The sequence below is a fragment of the Rhodovulum strictum genome (assembly GCF_009649175.1).
In the GTDB taxonomy this organism is placed as follows: Bacteria; Pseudomonadota; Alphaproteobacteria; order Rhodobacterales; family Rhodobacteraceae; genus Rhodovulum; species Rhodovulum strictum.
This window is the reverse complement of sequence record NZ_WJPO01000006.1, coordinates 63,559-88,098: the sequence shown is the minus strand read 5'-3', so window position 1 is coordinate 88,098 and position 24,540 is coordinate 63,559. Positions and strand designations below refer to the sequence as shown.

Here is a 24,540-nt window from a genome sequence, read left to right as displayed (position 1 = left end):
GGACCGGCAAGCCCCCTCGATGGCGCCCGTGCCGCTGAACGCTGGACGGGATGCCCGGGCCGGTGCATCACTGCCCCATGAGCCCCGCGCCCGACCGCATCCTTCCCGGCATCCTGCTGATGATCGGCTTCACCGTCACCGCGCCGGTGATGGACAGCTTTGCCAAGCTCGCCTCGGCCGAGATCCCCGTTGCCCAGATCGCGGCCGCGCGCTTTGCCGTGCAGGCGGCGATCCTGATTCCGCTGGCCGCGCTCTTGGGCGCGCTGGTCCGCCCGACGCTGCGCGAAGCGGGGCTGCACCTGTTGCGCGCCATCCTGATCCTTGCCGCCACCACGGCCTTTTTCGCCGCGCTGCGGGTGATGCCGCTGGCCGATGCCATCGCGGTCTTCTTTGTCGAGCCTTTCATCCTGACGCTGCTGGGCGCCGTTCTGCTGGGCGAAACCGTGGGCTGGCGGCGGGTTCTGGCCTGCATCGTCGGCTTTGTCGGCGCGCTTCTGGTGATCCGGCCCAGCTTTGCCGCCTTCGGGGCAGTGGCGCTCTTGCCGCTGATGACGGCCTTCTTCTTTGCCTGCTACATGGTGACGACGCGGCAGGTCGCGCGCCATACCCATCCGGTGGCGTTGCAGGCCTGGACGGCGCTGGGCGCCTGTGTGCTGGTTTTGCCGCTGCTGGTGATCTTCGAGGGCTCGGGGGTGGCGCCGCTTGATCCGGTGATGCCGCAGGGCGTCTTCTGGCTCTGGCTGGCCGGGGTGGGGCTGGCTGCCACCGTTGCGCATCTGTTCCTCAGCGCCGCGCTGCGTCGCGCGCCGACCGCGGTTATCGCGCCCCTGCAATATCTGGAAATCGTGGCCGCCGCCGTTCTGGGCCTGCTGATCTTCGACGATCTGCCCGACGCGCAGGCGCTGGCGGGCATCGCGATCATCATGGCCTCGGGGCTATACGTCTTTTTGCGCGAGCGCGATCTCAACCGCCCACCGCCGCCTGCGCCCTGAGCGCCTCGGCCGTCATTTCCAGTTCCGTTTCGGGCAGGATCGCGACCATTGCGCCGCTTTCGATGCGCAGATGCACCGGACCCGTGACCTCGTTCGAGGTGCCGATCCGTCCGCCCGGCGCGAAGTCGAGCCCCGCGATCGGCCAGCGCAGCCCCGTGCTTTCGCCCCGTACCGGACCCAGCGGGAACAGCGACAGCCGCGATCCGGGGGGCGGGGCAAGGTGCAACTCGGACGGGCAGAGGAAGCAGATATCCGCCTCGCCCACCAGCAGGCAGCGCCGGTCGGGATAGCGCGCCAGCGCGTTCATCGCCGCCAGCGCATGGTCGATCCGCGCCCCCATGAACCCCAGCCCCAGGATCAGCGGCGCCGAGACGGCGCGCAGGCATTTCTCGAAATCGGTGCTGTCCTGTTCGGCCACATGATGCAGCCGGTCGGGTGGCAAGGCGGCGCGCGCGTGGTCGGAAATCGAGTCGAAATCGCCGATCACCAGCCGCGGCAGCAGCCCGGCGGCCAGCGCGTGATCGGCCCCGCCATCGGCGGCCACCACCTCGGCGACGAGCCGCAGCACACGCGTCAGGTGATTCGGGTTAACGAAACCTCCCCCGAGGATTGCGATTGGGGCGGGACTCTGGAGCAAATGAGGCGGCATCCTTGCAGCAATGGGTCAGGATCGGGGTCAACGCAATCGAAACACCGAAAAATCCATGAAAAAACACTTTCTGTTCATCTTTGAGAAGGAGCCTATGGTAAATACTCGTCCTGTGTGGCGGGGGGAGAGAGCGAGCGACCATGGTCGGTGCAAGCAAGATTCTGACGGTGTCCTACGGCACCTTCTCGTGCACCCTCGAGGGGTTCGAGGATTCCTTTGGCATGATGAAGGCGATTGCCGAATACTTCCGTGATCTTGCCGCCGAGGATCGTTATTTCGGTGCAGAACCGCCCAACCCGGATGCCGGGATGCTGAAACGCATAGCCGAGCGGGAGATCCGCAGCCGGGTCGAGGCGCGGGTGGGCGAGGATGGCATCGTGCTGCGCCCCGCCGTGCTGTCCGGCGCCGACCATCCGCCTGTCTTTGCCGAGACATCGGCCCGAGCGGACGCCCATCCCGCCCCGCCCAACCATGGCACGCGCGCGGCCGAGGAACCGGAAACCGTTGCGGCCAAGCTTGCGCGCATCCGCGCCGTTGTCGAAAACGCCCGCGCCACCGCCCCGGCCGAATATGGCGCGCCATTTGCCGGGATCGAGTTCGAGCCCGATGCGCCGCCCACCCCCTGGACGGAGGGCCACCCCGGCCCAAAGTCGCCTGATCCGGCCGCAGAAGCGCCGGACCCTTCCCTTGCCGAGTCGGCCGCGGAATTGTGCGCCGACACGGTGGACGACACCGCCGTTGATGCCGACTCCCTGGCCCCCGTGATCGTGGCCGATGGCGGTCCCGAGCCCGAAGCCGCAGCGACGGCTGAGCCCGGCGGCGGCGACGCGGCGCGGGCGCGGCTTCTGGCTGCGCTTGGCCGCCCGGTCGCGGCGGTGCCCGGAACCGATGCCGCGCCTTTGCGTGCCCGTGCTCGGGTCCTCAAGCTCAAGCGCGAAGACCTGGCCGTGCATTGGCCCGCGATGTCTGCCCAAACCGCCAGCATGCCGGACAAACCGCCGGTACCGGCCAAGGACGAGGCGCGCCTGCCCGATGCGCTCGAAGCCGAATTGCAGGCCGAACTTGCCGCGGTCTGGGCCGAGTTCGGGTCCGCCCCCGACGCGCCGCCCGCAGAGTCGCCCGTGGAAACTGATTTGCCCGAGGCGCAGGAAACCCTGCCCCCGCCCGCCATCGCCGCGGCTCCCGAAAACACCGTTGACGATGTGCCGGACATGCCGCTGGCCACCGATGGACCCTTGGTGCTGGACAGGCCACTGGAGCCAGAGACAGCCGAGGCCCTGTCGCCCGCCAGCCCTGCAGAGGTGCACCCGGACGAGCCCGCGCCCGGCGAAACGGACGCAGCGCAGCAGGATCTGCTGCCCCCGGCCGCCCCGACGCAGGTGGAAATCGCGCTTCAACGGCTCTGGGACGAGACCAATACCAAACTCGACGGCGTCGAGTTGACCCGCCGCCGTGCCTCGATCGCGCATTTCAAGGCCGCGGTGGCGGCTACCTTTGCCGACCTGAAATCCGGCGGCGGGCGTTCCGCCGGAGCCGAGGACGAGCATGCCCGTCGGCCCTATCGTCAGGTTCTGGCCAAGGTCGTGCGGGGCAATCGCGACAACACGGCCGATACCGCTGCCGACGAAACGCCGCGTCTGGCGCCGCTGATACTGGTCTCGGAACAGCGCGTAGACATGATCCTGCCGGATCCGGGCAAGGACACCACCGCTATCCGCCCGCGCCGGGTCAGCGCTGAGGATGACCTGGGTGGTCCGCAGGGCATGGATCCGGGGCGCGATTCTGTCACCGATCTGGGCTTTGCCCTCTATCTGGCCGAGCGCGAGACCGACGGCGTCGAAGGCATGCTTGTGACGGCCGCTGCCTATCTTCGGACCGAACGCGGCCAGGAACAGTTCGCTCGCCCCGAGGTGCTGCGCCTCGCGGTCGGGCATCTCGCTCCGGAAACCTCTCGCGAAGAACTGCTGAACGCCTTTGCCAACCTCTTGCGCTGCGGCACCTTCCGCAAGGTCCGGCGGGGCGAGTACGTGCTGTCTGTGCCAGCGCCGGAGGCTGACACGCCCGAGGCAGAACTGCGCCACGCCTGAGCCCGGGCGCCGCCGCGGCAGAATCCGGCGCGATCGTTGGGTCACTTTCTGGCCGATTGGTCCCCGCCGTGCCGCGGTCCATCCGCGGGGCCGGGTTGGGGCGCGTCAGGGTCGGGCTTGCCGATGCCGCGAAACACGAAGCGGAAGGGCAGGGCCCAGACGATGCCCAGCGCGACATAGATCGCCAGTTCTGCCCAGAAGGGCGGGCGGTCGAACAGGCCCACCACCGTCACGGCCGCAACCACATAGGCCGGAAGCCCGATCAGCAGGATGACGAGCGACCAGCGGCGGCGGGCTTTCCAGGACAGGGCCATCAGTCTGCGAAGGGGTCGGTTACAAGGATGGTGTCGTCGCGTTCGGGCGAGGTGGAGAGTAGCGCGACCGGGCACTGGATCAACTCCTCGACCCGGCGGACATACTTGATCGCATTCGCGGGCAGGTCGGCCCAGCTGCGCGCGCCCTCGGTCGACTCGGACCAGCCGGGCATTTCCTCGTAGACCGGCGTACACCGCGCCTGCTGGTCGGCCGCGGTCGGCAGATAGTCAAGCCGCGCGCCGTCCAGCTCGTAGCCCACGCAGATCCGCAGCGTCTCGAACCCGTCGAGCACGTCGAGCTTGGTCAGCGCGATCCCGCTGACCCCCGAGGTGGCGCAGGTCTGGCGCACCAGGACGGCATCGAACCAGCCGCAGCGCCGCTTGCGCCCCGTCACGGTGCCGAATTCCCGGCCGCGCTCGCCCAGCCGCTCGCCATCGGCATCGGTCAGTTCGGTTGGAAACGGCCCCTCGCCCACGCGGGTCGTATAGGCCTTGACGATGCCCAGCACGAAGTCGATCGCGCCTGGCCCCATGCCGGTGCCGGTCGCGGCCTGGCCTGCGATGGTGTTCGACGAGGTGACGAAGGGATAGGTGCCGAAGTCGATATCCAGCAGCGCCCCCTGCGCGCCTTCGAACAGGATGCGCTTGCCAGCGCGCCGTGCCTCGGTCATCACCTTCCAGACCGGCGCGGCATATCGCAGCAGTTCGGGCGCGATGGCGCGCAGATCGGCCAGCAGGGCGGCGCGGTCGATCTCGGGCAGGCCCAGCCCCGCGCGCAGCGCGTTATGGTGGATCAGCGCGCGGTCCACCCGCAGTTCCAGCGTCGCATCGTCGGCCAGATCGGCGACCCGGATCACCCGGCGGCCGACCTTGTCCTCGTAGCAGGGGCCGATCCCCCTGCCGGTCGTGCCGATACGCGCGACCGAAATCTGCGCCTCGCGCGCGCGGTCAAGTTCGCCATGGAAGGGCAGGATCAGGGGCGTATTCTCGGCCACCATCAGCGTCTCGGGGCTGATCTCGACCCCCTGCGTGCGGATCGCCTCGATTTCCTTCAGCAGATGCCAGGGGTCCAGCACCACGCCATTGCCGATGACCGACAGCTTGCCGCCCCGCACGACGCCCGAGGGCAGCGCGTTCAGCTTGTAGATGACCCCGTCGATCACCAGCGTATGGCCGGCATTGTGCCCGCCCTGAAAGCGCGCGACCACATCGGCGCGCTCGGACAGCCAGTCGACGATCTTGCCCTTCCCCTCGTCGCCCCACTGGGCGCCGACGACGACGACATTGGCCATGGCTGTCCTTCCTTGCGTAGCTGGCTGCAAACCCGCGGAGGTATATCGGCCCCGGTCGCCGAGGCAAGCGCTTTTCGCCGCCGACCGACGCCGCGGGGCGGGGCATCCCGGCTTCGGAAAGGCCCGCGGCCGCGCGGCACATCGCCGGTCGGCGATCCCTGCGACGATGAGGCAGGCCATTTTTCGCCGCAACAAGGCTATCCAGAGGTAGACTCTGCCGCGAGTCGGCATCTGTCGAGGTACAACCACGGAGGACGAGAAATGTCCGGATTTCTGCTTCGTTGGGCGATTGCCGCCATCCTTCTGGCGGCCGCCTACAATCCGACCCAATACAACTACTACACTTGGGCCCAGGCCAATTTCGAGACCGACCAGAGACCTCTGGTAATCGGGCTCGGCGCGATGCTGGCGATCGCGTTCCTGGTCTACATCATCGGCACGCTGCGCGCGCTGGGTGTGGTGGGCCTGTTCCTTGTCATCATCATCTTCGGCCTGCTGGGCTACATCATGGTCGACAAGGGCATCATCGAGCTTGACGTGAGCGCGACGAACATCTGGGGCGGCATCGCGGTGCTGTCGCTGATCCTCGCCGCGGCGATGAGCTGGCGTAGCGGCACCAAGGCTCCGGCCAAGAAGAGCACGCCCGCCAAGAAGGCAGAGCCCAAAACGGCGCAGGCCTGAGGGGTTGCGGGGGCGGCCCGTTGGGCTTAGGTAGACCGCCAGACCGAGTCCGGGGCCGCCTCGCATGGAAAATGTCATCCTCATCGTCCACCTGATCCTGGCGCTTTGCCTGATCGGCATCGTGCTACTGCAAAGGAACGAAGGGGGTGGCCTCGGAATGGGAGGCGGCGGCGCGATCACCGGCCGCACGCCCTCCACGCCGCTCGGCAAGCTGACATGGTTCTTTGCCATCTGCTTCATCGGCACCTCGATCACCCTGACAATCCTTGCCGCGCAGAATGCCGCCGGAACCTCGGTGGTTGACCGCATCCGCGGTTCTTCGGCTCCGGTCCAGGAAGCCACGCCTGAAACCGTCGCGCCGGGCCTGCCCGGGGGCGACGATCTGCTGCCGCCGCCGCCCGTCACGCCCGGCGGTGCCACGCCCTTGCTGCCGCCCCGCGCGGATTAGGCCCTTCAGGCGCGGCCGGTTCAGCGCCGTGCCGCAGCCGCAGCATCTGTCCCACAAGGGATTGAGGCGTAATCATAATCCTTAACAGTATCTAGCGGTCCGGTTGCGGCCACGCACCGAATCCGCTATATCTCGACTCCCGTGATACTGCGGCGCCCGAGCGCCGAATCGGACGGTCGAGACAGCAACATCACGGGGGCGCCAGCCTATGGCACGATTCATCTTCATCACGGGCGGCGTGGTCTCGTCTCTGGGCAAGGGGTTGGCCTCGGCGGCCCTGGGGGCGCTGTTGCAGGCGCGCGGCTTCACCGTCCGGCTCAGGAAGCTGGACCCCTACCTGAATGTCGATCCCGGCACGATGAGCCCGTTCGAGCATGGCGAGGTCTTCGTCACCGATGATGGTGCCGAGACCGATCTGGATCTGGGCCATTACGAACGCTTCACCGGCGTTTCGGCGCGCGCGACCGACTCGATCTCGTCGGGCCGCATCTATTCCAACGTGCTGGAAAAGGAACGCCGGGGCGACTATCTGGGCAAGACGATCCAGGTGATCCCGCATGTCACCAACGAGATCAAGGACTTCATCTCCATCTGCGAGGACGAGGTCGATTTCATGCTGTGCGAGATCGGCGGCACGGTGGGCGATATCGAGGGGCTGCCCTTCTTCGAGGCGATCCGCCAGTTCAGTCAGGACAAGCCGCGCGGGCAATGCATCTTCATGCATCTGACGCTGCTGCCCTATATCCGCGCCTCGGGCGAGCTGAAGACCAAGCCGACCCAGCATTCGGTCAAGGAACTGCGCTCGATCGGCATTGCGCCCGATGTTCTGGTCTGCCGCTCCGAAGGGCCGATCCCGGAAAAGGAACGCGCCAAGCTGGCGCTGTTCTGCAATGTCCGCCCCGACGCCGTGATCGCCGCGCAGGATCTGAAGTCGATCTACGAGGCGCCGCTGGCCTATCACCGCGAAGGGCTGGACCAGGCGGTTCTGGATGCCTTTCAGATCAGCCCGGCGCCGAAGCCCGACCTGACCAAATGGGAGGATGTGTCGGACCGCATCTTCAACGCCGAGGGCGAGGTGCGGGTGGCCATTGTCGGGAAATACACCCAGCTTGAGGATGCCTACAAATCCATCGCCGAGGCGCTGACCCATGGCGGCATGGCCAACCGGGTGCGCGTCAAGGCCGAATGGATCGACGCCGAGATCTTCGAGCGCGAGGACCCCTCGCCCTGGCTCGAAGGCTTCCACGCGATCCTCGTGCCCGGGGGGTTCGGCGAACGCGGGACCGAGGGCAAGATCAAGGCCGCGCAATTCGCCCGCACCCGCCGGATCCCCTATCTGGGGATCTGTCTGGGCATGCAGATGGCGGTGATCGAGGCGGCGCGCAATGTCGCGCAACTGGCCGATGCGGGCTCCGAGGAGTTCGACCACGAGGCGGGCCGCAAGCGGTTCACGCCCGTCGTCTATCACCTCAAGGAATGGGTGCAGGGCAATGCCACCGTCACCCGCAAGGCCGATGACGCCAAGGGCGGCACGATGCGGCTGGGCAGCTATACCGCCCATCTGGCCGCAGGCTCGAAAGTGGCCGGGATCTACGGCGCCACCGTGATCGAGGAACGCCACCGCCACCGCTACGAGGTGGACATCAAGTATCGCGACCAGCTTGAGGCCTGCGGGCTGGTCTTTTCGGGAATGTCCCCCGATGGCCGCCTGCCCGAGATCGTCGAGTGGAAGGATCACCCCTGGTTCATCGGCGTGCAGTTCCACCCCGAACTGAAATCCAAACCCTTCGCCCCGCATCCCCTGTTCGCCGATTTCGTGCGCGCCGCGGTCGAGGTGTCGCGGCTGGTCTAGGGCGATGCTCTCCTACCAGCATATCTATCACGCGGGAAACCTGGCCGATGTGCACAAGCATGCGCTTTCATGCGCGATGCTCGACTACCTGACCCGCAAGGACAAGCCGCTCACCTATATCGAGACGCATGCCGGCCGCGGCCTGTACGACCTTGCCGCGCCCGAGGCGGTCCGGACCGGCGAGGCGGCGGCGGGCATCGGCGTGCTGGAGGGGCGCTTGCCCGCGGATCACCCCTATCGGCGCCGGTTGGCCGAGGTGCGTGCGCGTTTCGGCGCCACCGCCTATCCCGGCTCGCCGCTGCTGGCCGCGCTGTCGCTGCGCAAGGGCGACGTGATGCACCTGGCCGAGCTGCATCCGCAGGAATATCAGGCGCTGGCCCGGGTCATGGCCCCGTTCGGCGCGCATCTGCGCCCCGAGGACGGATTTCGCGCCGCTCGCGCGCTGGTGCCCCCCACGCCCCGGCGCGGGCTGATGCTGATCGACCCCAGCTTCGAGGTGAAGGCCGATTACGCCGCCATCCCCGGCCACATGGCCGCGATCCATCGCAAATGGGCGGTGGGCACGCTGGCCTTGTGGTATCCGATCCTGCCCGCCGCGCCGCATGCCCCGATGATCGCCGCGTTGCATGAAACCTTCCCGGACGCGCTGGATCATCAGGTCCGCTTCCCCCCGGCGCGCGCGGGGCATGGGCTGATCGGTTCGGGCATGTTCATCGTGAACCCACCCTGGGGCATGGCCGACGAGGCCGCGCGCCTGACCGCCCTTTTCGCCAGCCTGAAAGGATAGATGCCATGCCCAAGGGATACTGGGTCGCCCATGTCGATGTTCACGACGCGGAGGCCTATGAACGCTACAAGGCCGCCAATGCCGCCCCCTTCGCCGAATATGGCGCGCGCTTCCTGGTCCGTGGCGGCGACCAGCAGGTGCGCGAGGGGCAGGCGCGGCGGCGGACCGTGGTGATCGAGTTTCCCAGCATCGAGGCTGCGCTTGCCTGCTATGACAGCCCCGCCTATCAGGCCGCCCGGGCGCTCCGCGACCCCGTGTCCGAGGGCGATCTGGTGATCGTGGCGGGCTACGAGGGCTGAACCGGCTTTTCCGGCGCGCGCAGGCATCGTATATCATCCCCATGTTCGCAGATTTCCTGAGCCGGCTGTTCCGGCCCGACCCCGGCCGCCTGCCCGATGACGATGCGCGCCTCGCGCTCGGCGCGCTTCTGGTGCGCCTCGCGCGCGCCGATGGCGAGTACGCCCATGAAGAGGCCGAGCGGATCGACCGCATCCTTGCCGCCCGCTATGGCCTGTCCCCCGCCGACGCACACGCCCTGCGCCTGCGGGCCGAGGCGCTGGAGGCCGAGGCGCCCGATACCGTGCGCTTTACCCGCGCGATCAAGGACGCCGTGCCCTACGAGGACCGCGAGGGCGTGATCGAGGCGCTATGGGAGGTCGTTCTGGCCGATGGCGTGCGGGACGAGGCCGAGGACGGGCTGTTGCGGCTGGTGGCGAACCTGCTGGGCGTCTCGGACCGCGACAGCGCGCTGGCCCGCCACCGCGCCGAGACCCGGCGCAACGCCTGAGCGATCCCGCAAAACCCAGGGGCGAGCGGATCGGGCGCAACTGCCCGAATCCCAGGCGTCTGCGGCGCCCTCTGCCAGTTCCCCGTTGCAATCGCAGCGGAATCGCGCCCTACTTCTGGGCCGTCAAGCAACAACAGCCAGCTTCGTGACAGATCCAACGCCGCCCGTTCTTGAAATCCGCGATCTCCACAAGAGCTACGGCGCGCTGGAGGTTCTGAAGGGCGTGAGCCTTGCCGCGCAAAAGGGCGATGTCGTCTCGCTGATCGGCTCGTCCGGGTCGGGCAAGTCGACGCTCCTGCGCTGTGCCAACCTGCTGGAGGACAGCCAGCAGGGCGACATCCTGTTCGAGGGCGAGCCCGTGTCCTGGCGCGGCATTGGCCCCAACCGCCAGCCCGCCGACCGCAAACAGGTGACCCGCATCCGCACCAACCTGTCGATGGTGTTCCAGCAGTTCAATCTCTGGGCGCACATGACCATTCTCCAGAACGTGATGGAGGCCCCCGTCTCCGTGCTGGGCGAGGATCGCGCCGAGGTCGAGACCCGCGCCCGCGCGCTGCTCGACAAGGTGGGGATCGGCGACAAGGCCGATGCCTGGCCCGCGCAGCTTTCGGGCGGCCAGCAGCAGCGCGCCGCGATTGCCCGCGCGCTGGCGATGCAGCCCCGCGCGCTTCTGTTCGACGAGCCGACCTCGGCGCTTGATCCGGAACTGGAACAGGAGGTGGTGCGCGTCATCAAGGCGCTGGCCGAGGAGGGGCGCACGATGATCATCGTCACCCATGACATGCGGCTTGCGGCGGATGTGTCGGACCATGTCATCTTCCTGCATCAGGGCCTGATCGAGGAAGAAGGCCCGCCCGACGCCCTGTTCGGCGCGCCAAGGTCCGAGCGCCTGCAACAGTTTCTAAGTGCAACCGTGGCGGCCTGAACCGCCCAACCAGACCAACGGGAGAGTACCCATGAAGACCCTGATCCTCGGCACCGCCGCGCTTGCGCTTTCGGCGGGGCTTGCCTTTGCGCAGGATGTCGTCCGCCTTGGCACCGAAGGCGCATATCCTCCCTACAATTTCATCAACGACAACGGCCAGGTCGACGGGTTCGAGCGCGAGCTTGGCGACGAGCTTTGCGCGCGCGCCGGACTGAACTGCGTCTGGGTGACGAATGACTGGGATTCGATCATCCCCAACCTCGTCTCGGGCAATTACGATGTCATCATCGCCGGCATGAGCATCACGGACGAGCGCAAGGAAGTCGTCGATTTCGCACAGGAATACACGCCCCCCTCGGTCTCGGCCTATGCCGGGCTGTCCGAGGATGCCGATATCGAGGGCGGCGTGGTCGCGGCCCAGACCGGCACGATCCAGGCCAATCACGTCGTCGATACCGGCGCGACGCTGATGGAATTCGCCAATCCCGAAGACACGATCGCCGCCGTGCGGAAGGGCGAGGCCGATGCGGCGCTGGCGGACAAGGATTTCCTGGCGCCCTATGTGGCCGAAAGCGATCTGGTCTTTGTCGGCGAGGATGTGCAGCTTGGCGGCGGCATCGGGGCAGCGTTCCGCAAGTCCGACCCCGAACTGCGCGACAAGTTCGATGCGGCGATCCAGTCGATGAAGGATGACGGCACGCTGAACGAACTGATCGCCAAATGGCTCGGCGCCGAGTCGCCGCTGTTCTGATGCGATGAGCGGGGCGGCCGCCGCGCCGCCCCTGACCGCCGATGTTCGCGTCCTGCGCCGATCCGTCCAGCCTCGAAGGGCTACACTGGCTTGCCTGCTACCTGACCAGCGGCAAGCACATGGCCTTCTATGCCTCGTTCGGCACGGTGATGGCGCTGCTGGCGATCACCGCACCCATTGCGCTGGCCTTCGGCTTTGCCGGGGCGGTGGCAACGCGCTCGCGGCTCTGGCCGGTGCAATGGCTGGGCCGGGGCTATACCGCGATGGTGCGCGGCGTGCCCGACATCATCTTTTTCCTGTTCGTGCCGATCGCGATGGACCAGGCGTTGGAATGGGTCCGGCACAAGACGAAATGCCCCGACTGGACCGAACCCGTGCGCCGCGGCAGCGATTTCGTGGTCTGTGCCGAGGCCAAGCTGCCGCTCTCGACCAGCCCGCCATGGGTGCATGACACCTATGCCTTCACGCTGGCGGTCATCGCCTTTGCCGTGGTCTTTGGCGCCTTTGCCGCCAATGTGCTGCATGGCGCGATGCGGGCCGTTCCCCGTGCCCAGATCGAGACCGCCGAGGCCTATGGCATGACCCAGTCCCAGGCGTTCTGGCGCATCCTCGTGCCGCAGATGTGGGTCTATGCGCTGCCCGGCCTGTCCAATCTGTGGATGATCCTGATCAAGGCCACGCCGCTGCTGTTCCTGCTGGGGGTGCAGGACATCGTCTACTGGGCGCGGGAACTGGGCGGGGTCAAGACCTCGATCTATGCCTATCCGCATCCCGATTGGCGGATCTATTACTTCCTCGGGCTTCTGGTGTTCTATCTGGGGCTGACCAGGATCTCCGAGATGGTGCTGGGCCGCCTGACGGCGCGGCTGTCGCATGGCCAGGCAACGCTTGCGGGCGAGGCCCAGCGCAAGGCTGCCGCATGAGCTGTCTTCAGACCATCCAGGATTACGCGCTGCGCTCGGTCGGCATCGGCGAGCGGCTGTTGCCGCGCTCGGGCTTCACGCTGTGCGAACAGATCACCCTGATCGGATCGGGGATGATCTGGAACGTCTATTTCGGCCTTCTCGCGCTGCTCGGCGGCTTCTTCCTTGCAACGGCGGTGGCCCTGGCGCGGCTCAGCCCGCTGGCCCCGGTCCGCAAGCCCGCCGAATGGTTCATCTTCCTGTTCCGCGGCTCGCCGCTTTTCATCCAGTTCTTCCTTGCCTACGAGGCGTTCGTGCTGCTGCCCAAGGCGGGCATCACGCTGAACCTGATCTTCGTCGAGATCACCGCCGAAACGCGCTGGCTGACGCGGGCCTGGGCGGGGGCGCTGATCGTGCTGTTCCTGAACACCGCCGCCTACTCGGCCGAGATATTCTATGGCGCGCTGCGCGCGATCCCCCGGGGCGATCTGGAGGCCGCCGATGCCTATGGCCTGTCGGGCTGGGCCAAGTTCCGCCGCGTGGTCTGGCCCACGATGCTGCGGCTTGCCTGGCCCGCCTATACGAATGAGGCGATCTTTCTGTTCCACGCCACGACGCTGGTCTTCTTCTCGGGCTTTCCGGCCTGGCAACAGAAGGGCGACGCGCTCTACTACGCGAAATATTTCGCCGACAAGACCTTCAACCCCTTCGTCGCCTATCCGATCGTGGCCGCGTATTTCGTCCTTCTGACCCTGATCGTGATCGCGGTCTTCGGGCTGATCAACCGCCGCCTGAACCGCCATCTGCCGCGCGAGGCGCGACCGCGGCTGCGCATCCGTCCGCAGGTGATCCGATGATCGCCTGGCTCGACACCCATCCCGAGGTGCGCACGATCCGCATCGGCGCCTGCGATCTGAACGGGCAGGCCCGCGGCAAGCGGCTGCCTGCCCGCTTTGCCGCCAAGGCCGCCGAGGAGGGCGCGCGCTTTCCGCTTTCGGTGCTCAACCTCGACATCTGGGGCGAGGATATCGAGGACAGCCCGCTGGTCTTCGACTCCGGCGATGCCGATGGCGTGCTGCACCCGACCGGGCGCGGCTTCGTGCCGATGCCCTGGCTCGAGGCGCCGACCGCGCTGTTGCCGATGTGGATGTTCACCGAGGACGGCGCGCCGTTCGACGGCTGCCCGCGTCAGGCGCTGGCGCGTGTGCTGGACGCCTATGCCGCGCGGGGCTGGCGCCCGCAGGTGGCGACAGAGCTGGAATTCTACCTGGTCGACGACAGCGAGAGCGTGCTGCAACCGCCCCGCTCGCCGCGCTCGGGCAAGCGGCGGGCCGCGGCCGAGATCCTGAGTTTGCGCACGCTCGACGCATTCGACGGGTTCTTCACCGATCTTTACGATGCCTGCGAGGCGATGGACATTCCCGCGGATGCGGCAATCTCCGAAGCCGGAATGGGCCAGTTCGAGGTCAACCTGATGCATGGTTCCGCGATGAAGGCCGCGGACGATGCGTGGCTGTTCAAGCTGCTGGTCAAGGGGCTGGCGCGGCGGCACGGCATGGCGGGCAGCTTCATGGCCAAGCCCTATCCCGATCATGCGGGCAACGGGCTGCACATGCATTTCTCGGTGCTCGACGATGCGGGCGCGAACCTGTTCGACGATGCCCGCCCCGACGGGCCGCGGCTTCTGGGTGCGGCTGTGGCGGGCTGCCTTGCGGCGCTGCCCGACATGACGCTGGTGCTGGCGCCGCATGCCAACAGCTATGACCGGCTCGTGCCCGGGGCGCATGCGCCGACGCGGATCTGCTGGGCGCAGGAAAACCGCACCGCGGCGCTGCGCATCCCCGGCGGCAGCCCGCGCGCACGGCGGATCGAGCATCGCGTGGCAGGTGGCGACATCAACCCCTATCTGATGATCGCTGCGGTGCTGGGCGCGGCGCTGATCGGCATCGAGGACGGCCTGACCCCGCCCCCGCCGGTCAGCGGCAACGCCTATTTGCAGGATCTGCCCCAGATCCCGGCCTGCTGGTCCGGCGCGATCGACGCGTTCGAGGCCAGCCCGCTGATCGCCCGCATCTTTCTGCCCGGCCTGATCCGCAACCTTGCCATGACCAAGCGCCAGGAAGCGCGCCGGATCGCCGAGCTGGACGCCGACGCCCGGCTTGCGCTTTACCTCGACACGGTCTGAGGGCGGCGGGCCGGGGAAAGGGGGGCGCTGCCCCCCGTCCTTCGGCCTCCCCCGGGATATTTCAGGCCAGAAGAAAATGGGGTTTCTGTCGGCCGCAAACATCCGCTCGACCAGCCGGGGCCGCGTGCAGGCTCTCAGCAGTTGGGCACGTTGACGGCCAGCCCGCCCAGCGCGGTTTCCTTGTATTTCTCGCTCATGTCATGGCCGGTCTGGCGCATGGTCTCGATGCAGGCATCGAGCGGGACGAAATGCTGCCCGTCGCCACGCAGCGCAAGCGAGGCGGCCGAGACGGCCTTGATCGCGCCAAGCCCGTTGCGTTCGATGCAGGGCACCTGCACCAGCCCCTTTACCGGGTCGCAGGTCATGCCAAGATGATGTTCCAGCGCGATTTCGGCGGCGTTTTCGACCTGTTCCGGGCTGCCGCCCAGCACCGCGGCCAGCCCCGCGGCGGCCATGGCGGCGGCTGAGCCGACCTCGGCCTGGCAGCCGCATTCGGCGCCCGAGATCGAGGCGTTGCGCTTGATGATCCCGCCGATGGCGGCCGCCGTCAGAAGGAAATCCCCCACCTTCGAGGGTTGCGCGCCGGGCACATGGTCGAGCCAGTAGCGGATCGTGGCGGGCACCACGCCCGCCGCGCCGTTGGTCGGCGCAGTGACCACCCGGCCGCCGGCGGCGTTTTCCTCGTTCACGGCCATGGCATAGACGCTCATCCAGTCGTTGATCGTGTGCGGTGCGGTCAGGTTCAGCCCGCGTTCGGCGAGCAGCGCCTGATGGATGTCATGCGCCCGTCGGCGGATGTTCAGCCCGCCGGGCAGGGTGCCGTCGGTGGCCAGCCCGCGGTCGATGCATGCGGCCATCGCCGCCCAGATCGCGGCAAGCCCGTCATCGAGCGCGCTTGCGCTGCGCCGGGTCAGTTCGTTCCGGCGCTTCATCTGCGCGATGCTCAGGCCCGCGCGACAGGCCATGTCCAGCATCTCGGTGGCGTTGCGAAAGGGGTAGGGGACGGGGGCGCCGGTGGTGTCCGGGGGGTCGCCCGAGGCAAGTTCGGCCGCGGTCCGCACGAAGCCGCCGCCGATGGAATAATAGGTTTCGGTCAGGATCACGTCGCCCTGCGCGTCGGTGGCCGACAGGATCATGCCATTGGCATGGCCCGGCAGCGCGCGGTCATAGTCGAAGACCAGATCGCGGGCGGGCGCGAAGGCGAGCGGGCCGAGCCCCGGGGGCGTGACGCGGCCTTCGGCATGGATGCGGGCGTGGGCGGAGTCGGCGGCGCTTGCGTCGTAGCTTTCGGGGCTGATCCCGTCGAGGCCCAGGATCACCGCCCGGTCGGTCGCATGGCCGACACCCGTGAAGGCCAGCGAGCCATGCAGCGAGGCGCGCAACCCATGTGCATGGAAGGGCGAGGCGCGCAGCAGGTCGAGAAACCGCGCCGCCGCCACCATCGGCCCCATCGTGTGCGAGGAGGACGGCCCGATGCCGATCTTGAAGATGTCGAAAACCGAAAGATACATGCGCCCTCCGCCCCCTGTTATCGCAGATATAGGCGCGGCGGCGCGGCTGTCCTGCGCGAAAGCGACGGGACAGGGGGCGGGATGCGCGACCATGCGCCCGTCCGACCGTGGCGCATGGTCCTTGCTCAGCGCGCGGCCTGCGTTCTGCTGAGTGCCTGCGCCATCGCGATGCCGTCGCGCAGATTGGCGCCCAGCAGTTTCACGTTCAGCGCGCCCGCGGCCAGTTCCAGCACCTGCACGCTGTAGAAGGCGGCGTCGAACTGCCCGGCCCCGGCCTTTTGCGCCAGGAAGATCGCCGAGGGCACGAGGATCAGCACCCCGTTGAGCGCGGCAAGCCGCATCCGCTGTGTCTTGCGCGCGATTACCGGGCCGCGGCGGGTGCGGGCCAGCGCGGCACCGCCCGCGCCCGCCATCGCCAGCGCGGGGACAAGCAGGACAAGGCCGTAGAGGATGCCCTGCTTGACGGCGATGATCTGGTCCTGGGTGCCGAACAGTTCGGACCAGAGCGTTGCGCTCCAGAAACAGGCGATGAGCCCGAGCCCGAGGGTTCCGGCGATGGCGTGGGGTTTCTATGACATGATGTCCTCCGAATCATATAGCATGCTATGGATTATCCTGTTGAATAGCATGCTATGCAAGTGATACGGGCCGTTCATGCCGTTTTCCCGCGAAGCCTCGGCCGGTTATCTGGCCAATCACATGGCCCGGCTTTTCGAAAAGGGGCTGGCCCGCCGTCTGGTGCCGCTGGGCCTTGCCCCGGCGCAGTTCATGGTGCTGCTGGTGCTGTGGCGCGAGGACGGGCTGACCCAGCGTGATCTGGCCGAGCGGCTGGATGTCGAGCAGGCCACGATGGCCAACACACTGGCCCGGATGGAGCGGGACGGGCTGATCACGCGCAGCGTCGATGCCGAGGATCGCCGGGCAAGGCGCAACCACCTGACGGAACGCGGCCGAGCGCTTGAGGGTCCGGCGACCGAGGCGGCCGCGGCGCAGAACGCGGCGGCACTGGCGGGGCTGACCGAAGCCGAGCGCGCCGCGCTGATCGCGATCGCCGCCAAGGTGATTGCCACGATGCGGCGCGGATAGGACCGAACCGGCCCGCATTGCCCGCGAATTGCCCCTCGCAGCCTTGGGCCATCTTGCCTATAAGGGCTGCGACCGGACCAAGGAGACCGCAAATGCCCGCAGAGCTTTCGCCCATCGAGAAGGCCAAGTTCGCCGCCGCAAAGCGCGCCAGCGACATGGTGGAAAGCGGGATGAAGGTGGGGCTGGGCACCGGCTCGACCGCGGCCTGGATGGTGCGCTGCCTGGGCGAGCGTGTGCGCCGGGAGGGTCTGAAGATCCGGGGCGTTCCGACCTCGACGCGCACGGCAGAGCTTGCGCGCGAGGTGGGGATAGAGGTGATCGCGCTGGACGAGGCCGGTTGGCTTGACCTGACCATAGACGGGGCGGACGAATTCGATGCCGAACTGAACCTCATCAAGGGCGGCGGCGGCGCGCTGCTTCAGGAAAAGATCGTGGCGACCGCGTCCGACCGGATGGTGGTGATCGCCGATCCGGCCAAGGAAGTGGCGCATCTGGGGGCCTTTCCGCTGCCGATCGAGGTGATCCCCTTCGGCTGGAAGACGACGCGCAACCTGGTCGAGGAGATGCTGGAGGGGATGGACGTTCTGGGCCGCGAGGTCGGCCTGCGGATGAGCGGCGAGGCGCCCTATCGCACGGATGAGGGCAACCACATCCTGGACCTGCACCTGATGCGCATCGGCAATCCGCGCCAACTGGCGCTGGTGCTGAACCAGATCCCCGGCGTGGTCGAGAACGGGCTGTTCATCGACATCTGCGACACGGTTGTGATCGGCCATGGCGATGGCCGGGTGGAGTTGCGCGACGTGACCGAGGGCACGCTCGAGGAGGGGCGCGTGGAATTCGGCGAAAGCGAAAACCTGTTCCGGGATGTCTGAGCGCGGCATGGCCTTCGACTACGATCTTTTCGTCATCGGTGGCGGCTCTGGCGGGGTCAGGGCGGCGCGGCTGGCGGCGGCCGAGGCGGGCGTGCGGGTCGGTCTGGCCGAGGAATATCGCATGGGCGGAACCTGCGTGATCCGCGGCTGCGTGCCCAAGAAGCTGATGGTCTTTGCCTCGGGCTATCCGGTCGCGATGGCGGATGCGCGGGCTTATGGCTGGGATGTGGCGGCGGGCGGCTTCGACTGGACCGCGTTCCGGGCGAAGCTGGATGCCGAGCTTGACCGGCTGGAGGGCATCTATCGCGGCAATCTGCAAAGGGCCGGGGTCGAGATCTTCGATGCCCGCGCCGTGCTGGCCGATGCGCATACCGTCCGGCTGGCCGATGGCACCGAAAAGACCGCGCGCCATATCCTGGTCGCGACCGGCGGGCGGCCCTTTGTGCCCGAGTTTCCGGGCGCAGAACATGTCATCACCTCGAACGAGGTGTTCCGGCTGGACGCGCTGCCGCGCCGGGTCCTGATCGTCGGCGGCGGCTATATCGCCTGCGAGTTTGCCTGCATCCTGAACGGGTTGGGTGTGGCGGTGACGCAGTATTACCGCGGCGCCCAGATCCTGCGCGGCTTTGACGAGGAGGCGCGCGGCCATATCGCCGGGGCAATGTGCGACCAGGGCATCGACCTGCGGCTGGGCTGCAACGTGCAGCGGATCGACCGGGTGGCGGACGGGCTGTGGGTGAAATCCACCGACGGGCATGACGGCGTCTATGACGCGGTGCTGTATGCCACGGGCCGGGTGCCCAACAGCGCGGGGCTGGGGCTTGATGGCCTGGGCGTGGGCCTGAAGCCGAACGGCGCGATCGAGGTTGACGGCTATTCCCAGACCGCGGTGCCCTCGATCTATGCGGTGGGCGATGTGACCGACCGGATCAACCTGACCCCCGTGGCGATCCGCGAGGGCGCTGCCTTTGTCGAGACGGTATTCAAGGGCAGGCCCACGCGCGCCGATCACGATCTGGTGCCCGGCGCGGTCTTTACCAGGCCGGAATTCGGTACGGTCGGGCTCAGCGAGGAGGAGGCCCGCGCCCGTGGCGGGGTCGAGATCTATGCCACCGCGTTCCGGCCGATGCAGTCGGGCTTTGCCGGGCGCGAGGAACGGGTGCTGATGAAGCTGATCGTCTGCGCCACGACCCGCAGGGTGCTGGGTTGTCATATCGTCGCGGACCATGCCGGCGAGATGATCCAGCTGGCCGCCATAGCGATCCGGATGGGCGCGACCAAGGAGGATTTCGACCGGACCGTCGCGGTCCATCCGACCATCGCCGAAGAGCTTGTGACGCTCAAGGCGCCGGTCAGGACCTGGTGAATCCGGGTTGAATTCCGGCCCTGAGCGACCAGTTAGGTCACACGTGTTTGCGACGCGAGCGAGAAGAGAAACAGCAAAGAGGTAAGACCTGGATGGCTGGACATAGTGGCGGTCCCTGGGGGGGCGGAGGCCAGGGCGGCGGCGGCAACCGCGGTGGCGGGGGAGGCGGCGGCGGCCGCGGTCCGGGCGGCGAGCCGCCCCAGATCCCCGAGATCGACGAACTGATGCGCCGCGGGCAGGAACAGCTGCGCGTCCTGATGGGCGGGCGCGGCGGGCGTGGCCCCGGGCCGAAACTGACCAGGGGCGGCATCGCGCTGGGCGTGATCGGCGCCTTTGTCGTCTGGCTGTTCGCCTCGCTCTATACCGTCAAGCCCGAGGAACAATCGGTCGAGCTGTTCCTGGGCAAGTATTACGCGACCGGCCAGCCCGGTCTGAACTTTGCCCCCTGGCCGGTGATCACCGCCGAGGTGGTCAATGTCACCAGCGAACGCACCGAGGATATCGGCATCCGCCGCGGCAATGTCGAAGGCGGGCTGATGCTGACCACGGATGCCAATATCGTCGATATCGACTTCCAGGTGGTGTGGAACATCAACGATCCCGCCAAGGTGCTGTTCAACATCCGCGATCCGCAACTGACCGTGCAGGCGGTGTCGGAATCCGTGATGCGCGAGATCATCGCCGCCTCGCCGCTGTCGCCGATCCTGAACCGCGACCGTGGCATCATCGCCGACCGGGCGCGCCAGAACATCCAGGAGACGCTGGACGAGTACGAAAGCGGCATCACCATCGTCCGGATCAACCTCGACAAGGCCGACCCGCCCGCCGAGGTGATCAACAGCTTCCGCGAGGTTCAGGCCGCCGAACAGGAACGCGACCGTCTGCAACGCCAGGCCGATGCCTATGCCAACCGCGTGGTGGCCCAGGCCCGAGGCGAGGCGGCGCAGATCATCGAGCAGGCCGAAGGCTATCGCGCCCGCGTCACCAACGAGGCGCTGGGTGAGGCCAGCCGCTTCTCGGCGGTGCTGGCCGAGTATCTGAAGGCGCCCGATGTCACGCGCAAGCGGCTGTATCTGGAAACCATGGAAAAGGTGTTGGGCGAGGTGGACAAGACCATTCTTGATCCCGCGATCATCGGCGGCGAGGCCGGTCAGGGCGTGGTGCCCTATCTGCCGCTCAACGAGCTGCGCCGCACGACCGGCACGGGAGGGAACTGACGATGCGCAAGACGATCATGATCGTTCCGATCCTGTTTCTGGTGCTGATCCTGGGTCTTTCCTCGATCTTCGTGGTGGACGAGCGCGAAAAGGCGCTGGTGCTGCAATTCGGCCAGATCAAGGCGGTCAAGGAAGAGCCCGGGCTCGCCTTCAAGATCCCGTTCATCCAGGAAGTCGTCAAATACGACGACCGGATCCTTTCTCTGGACACCGACACGATCGAGGTCACGCCTTCGGATGACCGCCGTCTGGTGGTCGACGCCTTCGCCCGCTATCGCATCTCGGATGCGGTGCAGTTCCGTCAGGCGGTCGGCGTTGGCGGCCTGCGCGCGGCCGAGGATCGTCTGTCCTCGATCCTGAACGCCCAGATCCGGGCCGTGCTGGGTGCCGATCAGGTGACATCCGACACGATCCTGTCCGAGGACCGGCGCGTGCTGATGACCCGTATCCGCAACCAGTCGCGCGATCTGGCCCGCAGCCTTGGCATCGAGGTGGTGGACGTGCGGCTGAAACAGACCAACCTGCCCGCCCAGAACCTGGAAGCGACCTTTGCCCGGATGCGCGCCGAGCGCGAGCGCGAGGCCGCCGACGAGATCGCCCGCGGGAACGAGGCCGCGCAGCGGGTGCGCGCGCTGGCCGACCGGACCGTGGTCGAGCTTGTCTCGGATGCCGAGCGCGAGGCGCAGATCACCCGAGGCGAGGCCGATGCCGAGCGCAACGCGATCTTTGCCGAGGCGTTCGGTGCCGATCCCGAGTTCTTCGCCTTCCTGCGTTCGCTCAGGGCCTACGAGAACGCGCTGATGCAGGGTAATTCGTTCATGGTCATGACGCCCGACAGCGAGTTCTTCGAATACCTCAAGCAGGCCGAGCGGCCGCAACCGGCAGCGCCGGGGCGTGCGGCGGCGCAATGAGCTTTCTGGTTCTGGCCATCGGGCTGGTTCTGGTTGTGGAGGGGCTGGTGTTCGCACTGGCCCCTTCGCGTCTTGACGAGGTGGTAGAGCTGATCCGCCGCATCCCGCCCGAGACGCGGCGGATCATCGGACTGGCCGCCGTCGCGCTGGGCACCGCGCTCATCTGGCTTGCCCAACGGCTTGCAGGGTGAAAGACTGCGCCCATCACGGCCTGTTGACGCGCCGCGACGGGCATTGTGTTGCACAGTCCGGCACCAGGGACATATCGCAGGAAAAGCGGGGTCCGCATGCCTCAGGGCATGCCGGGGCCCTTCGGGACCGAACGCAGGAGGATCCACGCGTGACATCGCAGGTCATTTCCACCCCCGCCCGCCGCGCGCCGAGCTGGACAGGCCCGGCCCGCGCGCTGGCGCTTGCCGCCGCCCTTGCGCTGGGGCAGGCATCGGGCGCGCTGGCCCGTGCCGCGCCCGAAAGCTTTGCCGATCTGGCCGAGCAGGTCAGCCCGGCGGTGGTCAACATCACCACCTCGACAAGCATCGCGGGCCATACCGGCTCGACGCCGATGGTGCCCCCCGGCTCCCCCTTCGAGGAATTCTTCCGCGACTTCATGAATCCCGACCGCGACGGCGCCCGCCCGCCGCGTCGCAGCCAGGCGCTGGGTTCGGGATTCGTGATTTCGGCCGACGGCTACATCGTCACCAACAACCACGTCATCGAACAGGCCGACGAGATCACGATCGAGTTCTTCTCGGGCACCACCCTCAAGGCCAGCGTGATCGGCACCGACCCCAATACCGACATCGCGCTTCTCAAGGTCGACAGCGACAAGCCGCTGGCCTTCGTGCCCTTCGGCGACTCCGACACGGTGCGGGTGGGCGACTGGGTGATGGCCATGGGCAACCCGCTGGGCCAGGGCTTCTCGGTCTCGGCCGGGATCGTCTCGGCGCGCGGCCGGGCGCTGTCGGGCAGCTATGACGATTACCTGCAAACCGATGCCGCGATCAACCGCGGCAATTCGGGCGGCCCGCTGTTCAACATGGCGGGCGAGGTGGTGGGCGTGAATACCGCCATCCTCTCGCCCAATGGCGGTTCGATCGGGATAGGCTTCGCGATGTCCTCTGCGGTGGTGACGAATGTCATCGAGCAGTTGCAGGAATTCGGAGAGACAAGGCGCGGCTGGCTGGGCGTGCGCATCCAGGACGTGACCCCCGACATGGCCGAGGCGCTGGGCCTGAAAGAGGCGCGCGGCGCGCTGGTGACCGATGTGCCCGAGGGGCCGGCCGCCGAGGCGGGCATGGAACAGGGCGACGTGATCCTCAGCTTCGACGGGATCAAGGTGGACGACACCCGCGGGCTTGTGCGCCAGGTGGGCAACACCGCTGTCGGCAAGACGGTGGAACTGACCGTGTTCCGCGGCGGCGAGATGGAAACGCTGGACGTGGTGCTGGGTCGCCGCGAAACCGCCGAGGGCGCCGTGCCCGCCGTCGCCTCGCCCGATACCCCCGCCGAACCCGAAACGCGCGAGATGCTGGGCATGACCCTGGCCCCGATGACCGACGCGCTGCGCGAACAGCTCGATCTGGCCGCGGGCGCCGAGGGGCTGGTGGTTCAGGACATCGACGAGACGGGCGAAGCCTTTGAAAAGGGCCTGCGCGCGGGTGATCTGATCACCGAGGCGGGCCAGCGCAAGGTGCTGAGCATCGCCGATCTCGAGGCCCGCATCGCCGAAGCGCGCGATGCCGGGCGCAAGTCGCTTCTGCTGCTGGTGCGCCGCCAGGGCGAACCGCGTTTCGTGGCGCTGTCGGTCGCTGCCGACTGAGCCGCCGAAAGCAAAAAGGGCGCCCGTTTTCGGGCGCCCCGTTTTCGTCCGGACGATGCCCGGTCAGTAAAGCCTGGCCACCCGCGCGCGCAGCGTCACCAGTGCTAGAACCGCGTCGATGGTGGGGGTGGGCGTGCCGGTCACCCGGCCCAGTTCCTGCACCGAACCCACCAGCGCGTCGATCTCCATCGGCCGGCCCATGTCCAGATCCTGCAACATCGAGGTGCGATGCGCCCCCACCGCCGCGCCGCCCTCGATCCGGCGGTCGACATCGATGGGGAATTTCACCCCCAGCTTTTCGGCGATCTCCTGCGCTTCCAGCATCATGTTGCGCGCCACCGCCCGCGTCCCCGGATCGGTACACAGCACATCCAGCGTCGCATGGGTCAGCGCCGAGATCGGGTTGAACGACAGGTTCCCCCACAGCTTGACCCAGATCTCGTCGCGCAGCTTGGGCCGCACCGGCGCCTTCAGCCCCGCCGCCGCCAGCGCCTCGGACAGCCGCACCGCGCGCTCGGATTTCGACCCGTCGGGTTCGCCCAGCGAAAAGCGGTTGCCCTCGATATGCTTGACCACGCCTGGCTCGATCACCTCGGCCGCCGGATAGACGACGCAGCCCAGCACCCGGTCGGGCCCGAACCCGTTCCATTGTGCGTTGCCCGGATCGACCGAGGCCAGCCGCGTGCCTTCCAGCGGGCCGCCGATCTTGTGGAAATACCACCACGGCACCCCGTTGACGCCGGAAACGATGGTCGTGTGTTCACCGATCAGGGGCGTCATCCGGTCCACCACCGGCGGCACCGAATGGGCCTTGAGCGTGACCACGACATAGTCCTGCACCCCCAGATCGGCCGCATTGTCCGAGGCAGTGACCGGCACGGTCACATCCGTCCCGGTTTCTTCCTCGATCAGCCGCAGGCCCCGGTCCTTCATCGCCGCCAGATGCGGGCCGCGCGCCACCAGGCTGACCTCGGCGCCCGCCTGCGCAAGCTTTGCCCCCATATAGCCGCCGATGGCCCCCGCACCGAACACACAGATCTTCATGCACAATCCCTCGTCTTGCCGCGGACCCGCGCCCGCCGCCCTGTCTTCTTCTGGCCCCA

General features: G+C 67.6%; 26 protein-coding genes. 20 read left to right on the top strand and 6 right to left on the bottom strand.

Annotated features, from left to right (window positions below; translation table 11 throughout):
• Positions 1–77: 77 nt before the first annotated feature.
• A complete protein-coding gene (locus GH815_RS05940; protein ID WP_153747839.1) occupies positions 78–992 on the top strand; it encodes a DMT family transporter in 915 nt (304 codons plus the stop codon).
• On the opposite strand, the gene GH815_RS05935 is transcribed toward GH815_RS05940, so the two are convergent.
• Positions 964–1,641, bottom strand: a complete 678-nt coding sequence (locus tag GH815_RS05935; protein ID WP_153747838.1) for a thiamine diphosphokinase — start codon at positions 1,639–1,641, stop codon at positions 964–966. The genes GH815_RS05940 and GH815_RS05935 overlap by 29 nt on opposite strands.
• A gap of 140 nt (positions 1,642–1,781) precedes the next feature.
• On the opposite strand from GH815_RS05935, the gene GH815_RS05930 reads away from it, so the two are divergent.
• Positions 1,782–3,728 (top strand): hypothetical protein, encoded by a 1,947-nt coding sequence (locus GH815_RS05930; protein ID WP_153747837.1) that lies wholly within the window; start codon positions 1,782–1,784, stop codon positions 3,726–3,728.
• 41 nt (positions 3,729–3,769) lie between these two features.
• Here the strand turns inward: GH815_RS05930 and GH815_RS05925 are convergent, their stop codons facing one another.
• Entirely contained in the window at positions 3,770–4,042 is a 273-nt protein-coding gene (locus GH815_RS05925) for a DUF2842 domain-containing protein (protein ID WP_153747836.1), read from the bottom strand.
• A complete protein-coding gene (locus GH815_RS05920) occupies positions 4,042–5,334 on the bottom strand; it encodes an adenylosuccinate synthase (RefSeq protein WP_153747835.1) in 1,293 nt (430 codons plus the stop codon). The genes GH815_RS05925 and GH815_RS05920 overlap by 1 nt, the downstream gene beginning before the upstream one ends.
• A gap of 261 nt (positions 5,335–5,595) precedes the next feature.
• Here GH815_RS05920 and GH815_RS05915 point away from each other — a divergent pair, with 261 nt between their 5' ends.
• The 11 genes from GH815_RS05915 (at position 5,596) to GH815_RS05865 (ending at position 14,652) form a co-directional block, all read left to right on the top strand.
• The gene (locus GH815_RS05915; protein WP_153747834.1) at positions 5,596–6,015 is read left to right on the top strand and encodes a DUF6524 family protein; all 420 of its coding nucleotides are present in this window, start codon (positions 5,596–5,598) and stop codon (positions 6,013–6,015) included.
• Between the two features lie 64 nt (positions 6,016–6,079).
• Complete coding sequence (gene secG, locus GH815_RS05910) at positions 6,080–6,463, top strand: preprotein translocase subunit SecG (RefSeq protein ID WP_153747833.1); 384 nt, start codon at positions 6,080–6,082, stop codon at positions 6,461–6,463.
• Between the two features lie 208 nt (positions 6,464–6,671).
• Positions 6,672–8,315: a CTP synthase gene (locus GH815_RS05905; RefSeq protein ID WP_153747832.1), complete on the top strand. Its 1,644-nt coding sequence runs from the start codon at positions 6,672–6,674 to the stop codon at positions 8,313–8,315.
• A gap of 4 nt (positions 8,316–8,319) precedes the next feature.
• Positions 8,320–9,102 carry a 23S rRNA (adenine(2030)-N(6))-methyltransferase RlmJ gene (locus GH815_RS05900; RefSeq protein ID WP_153747831.1) on the top strand — a complete coding sequence of 261 codons (783 nt, stop codon included), beginning with the start codon at positions 8,320–8,322 and terminating at the stop codon, positions 9,100–9,102.
• Between the two features lie 5 nt (positions 9,103–9,107).
• Complete coding sequence (locus GH815_RS05895) at positions 9,108–9,401, top strand: DUF1330 domain-containing protein (RefSeq protein ID WP_153747830.1); 294 nt, start codon at positions 9,108–9,110, stop codon at positions 9,399–9,401.
• 41 nt (positions 9,402–9,442) lie between these two features.
• Positions 9,443–9,889 (top strand): tellurite resistance TerB family protein, encoded by a 447-nt coding sequence (locus GH815_RS05890; protein ID WP_153747829.1) that lies wholly within the window; start codon positions 9,443–9,445, stop codon positions 9,887–9,889.
• 145 nt (positions 9,890–10,034) lie between these two features.
• Positions 10,035–10,814: an ABC transporter ATP-binding protein gene (locus GH815_RS05885; protein ID WP_343030678.1), complete on the top strand. Its 780-nt coding sequence runs from the start codon at positions 10,035–10,037 to the stop codon at positions 10,812–10,814.
• A gap of 31 nt (positions 10,815–10,845) precedes the next feature.
• Positions 10,846–11,565, top strand: a complete 720-nt coding sequence (locus tag GH815_RS05880) for a transporter substrate-binding domain-containing protein (protein ID WP_153747828.1) — start codon at positions 10,846–10,848, stop codon at positions 11,563–11,565.
• A gap of 41 nt (positions 11,566–11,606) precedes the next feature.
• Positions 11,607–12,488, top strand: coding sequence for an ABC transporter permease (locus GH815_RS05875; RefSeq protein ID WP_153747827.1), 882 nt, complete (start codon positions 11,607–11,609; stop codon positions 12,486–12,488).
• A complete protein-coding gene (locus GH815_RS05870; protein WP_153747826.1) occupies positions 12,485–13,324 on the top strand; it encodes an ABC transporter permease in 840 nt (279 codons plus the stop codon). Before GH815_RS05875 ends, GH815_RS05870 begins: the two co-directional genes overlap by 4 nt.
• A complete protein-coding gene (locus GH815_RS05865; protein WP_153747825.1) occupies positions 13,321–14,652 on the top strand; it encodes a glutamine synthetase family protein in 1,332 nt (443 codons plus the stop codon). Before GH815_RS05870 ends, GH815_RS05865 begins: the two co-directional genes overlap by 4 nt.
• 134 nt (positions 14,653–14,786) lie before the next feature.
• Here GH815_RS05865 and GH815_RS05860 read toward each other — a convergent pair whose 3' ends face one another.
• Complete coding sequence (locus GH815_RS05860) at positions 14,787–16,163, bottom strand: L-serine ammonia-lyase (protein ID WP_153747824.1); 1,377 nt, start codon at positions 16,161–16,163, stop codon at positions 14,787–14,789.
• Positions 16,164–16,288: 125 nt separating this feature from the next.
• Positions 16,289–16,576 (bottom strand): hypothetical protein, encoded by a 288-nt coding sequence (locus GH815_RS19155; protein ID WP_246176337.1) that lies wholly within the window; start codon positions 16,574–16,576, stop codon positions 16,289–16,291.
• 241 nt (positions 16,577–16,817) lie between these two features.
• Here GH815_RS19155 and GH815_RS05850 point away from each other — a divergent pair, with 241 nt between their 5' ends.
• From GH815_RS05850 to GH815_RS05820, 7 genes are all read left to right on the top strand, one after another.
• Positions 16,818–17,249, top strand: a complete 432-nt coding sequence (locus tag GH815_RS05850; RefSeq protein WP_153747823.1) for a MarR family winged helix-turn-helix transcriptional regulator — start codon at positions 16,818–16,820, stop codon at positions 17,247–17,249.
• A 92-nt stretch (positions 17,250–17,341) separates the two neighbouring features.
• Positions 17,342–18,124: a ribose-5-phosphate isomerase RpiA gene (rpiA, locus tag GH815_RS05845; RefSeq protein WP_153747822.1), complete on the top strand. Its 783-nt coding sequence runs from the start codon at positions 17,342–17,344 to the stop codon at positions 18,122–18,124.
• A gap of 7 nt (positions 18,125–18,131) precedes the next feature.
• A complete protein-coding gene (gene gor / locus GH815_RS05840) occupies positions 18,132–19,490 on the top strand; it encodes a glutathione-disulfide reductase (protein ID WP_153747909.1) in 1,359 nt (452 codons plus the stop codon).
• Between the two features lie 92 nt (positions 19,491–19,582).
• Positions 19,583–20,707, top strand: coding sequence for an FtsH protease activity modulator HflK (gene hflK / locus GH815_RS05835; protein WP_153747821.1), 1,125 nt, complete (start codon positions 19,583–19,585; stop codon positions 20,705–20,707).
• A 2-nt stretch (positions 20,708–20,709) separates the two neighbouring features.
• Positions 20,710–21,618 (top strand): protease modulator HflC, encoded by a 909-nt coding sequence (gene hflC / locus GH815_RS05830; protein WP_153747820.1) that lies wholly within the window; start codon positions 20,710–20,712, stop codon positions 21,616–21,618.
• Positions 21,615–21,809: a DUF2065 domain-containing protein gene (locus GH815_RS05825; RefSeq protein ID WP_153747819.1), complete on the top strand. Its 195-nt coding sequence runs from the start codon at positions 21,615–21,617 to the stop codon at positions 21,807–21,809. The genes hflC and GH815_RS05825 overlap by 4 nt, the downstream gene beginning before the upstream one ends.
• A 149-nt stretch (positions 21,810–21,958) precedes the next feature.
• Complete coding sequence (locus tag GH815_RS05820; protein ID WP_343030676.1) at positions 21,959–23,437, top strand: DegQ family serine endoprotease; 1,479 nt, start codon at positions 21,959–21,961, stop codon at positions 23,435–23,437.
• A 63-nt stretch (positions 23,438–23,500) separates the two neighbouring features.
• On the opposite strand, the gene GH815_RS05815 is transcribed toward GH815_RS05820, so the two are convergent.
• Complete coding sequence (locus tag GH815_RS05815; RefSeq protein ID WP_153747817.1) at positions 23,501–24,481, bottom strand: 2-dehydropantoate 2-reductase; 981 nt, start codon at positions 24,479–24,481, stop codon at positions 23,501–23,503.
• Positions 24,482–24,540 lie beyond the last annotated feature (59 nt).